Raw genomic sequence first — 788 nt, 5'->3', positions numbered from 1 at the left:
AACATCTTCTCCCAGATAACCATCCCGTTCAAGATAGACTTCATGGTAGTGGTCTACGATCCACATTTCTATATGCATCCCATCAAATGTTTCATGCGCCACTGACTCAAACCAAATGACCCACTCGTCTTGATCGCTGCTGTATTCTAATGTACCGCATACTCTCATAGGCCACCTTCCTCAGCTGCCAGACGGACAATTTCCTCATCAATTTGTTCTTTTTTCTGTTGTGCCCCATACAATAGGCAGTTCATCGTTAATGTATTGATGACACGCGGCCAGCCTTGTGATCGCAAAGCGATTGCTTCCATGGCAGTAGGACTGAAAATCGGCATTCTGGCTCCTGCCAGCTTTAAATGATGCTCTATATACGCATACACATCCTCTTTACCTAATGGCTGGATTTGATACCTCATGATGATTCGTTGAGCCAATGGCCGGTGATGATTCAAATTCAACCGTGTTTTCAAATGTGGCAGACCAGCCAATATGAGAATAAAGGGATTCGATGAATCCATTTGAAAGTTAAAAAGTATCGCTAAATCCTGTAAAAATGCATCTTTTGCCATATGCATCTCATCCAGAATAAAAACAGGGGTAACCTTACGTTCCTGGGCCATTTGTTCAATGCCTGACTGAATCTGGCGAAACAGATCCACTTTACGAAACTTTGGTTCTTCCCCCAAACCATAAGCCAGTCCCCGGTAAAAATCCATGACACCCCCTGTAGACAAAGGGAAATAGATCACATGATATAACGCCGGATTAAGCGACTCCTTAAATGACCG

General features: G+C 43.5%; 1 protein-coding gene. It reads right to left on the bottom strand.

Annotation, left to right across the window (positions count from 1 at the left end):
• Positions 1-164 precede the first annotated feature (164 nt).
• Positions 165-788, bottom strand: a 624-nt coding sequence (locus tag IEW67_RS17945; protein WP_188634434.1) for an ExeA family protein, incomplete at its 5' end; no start/stop codon positions are given.

The organism is Lentibacillus kapialis (assembly GCF_014646635.1).
Taxonomy (GTDB): Bacteria; Bacillota; Bacilli; order Bacillales; family Amphibacillaceae; genus Lentibacillus; species Lentibacillus kapialis.
The sequence above is the reverse complement of the archived record's forward strand: the minus strand, read 5'-3'. Positions and strand labels throughout refer to the sequence as shown.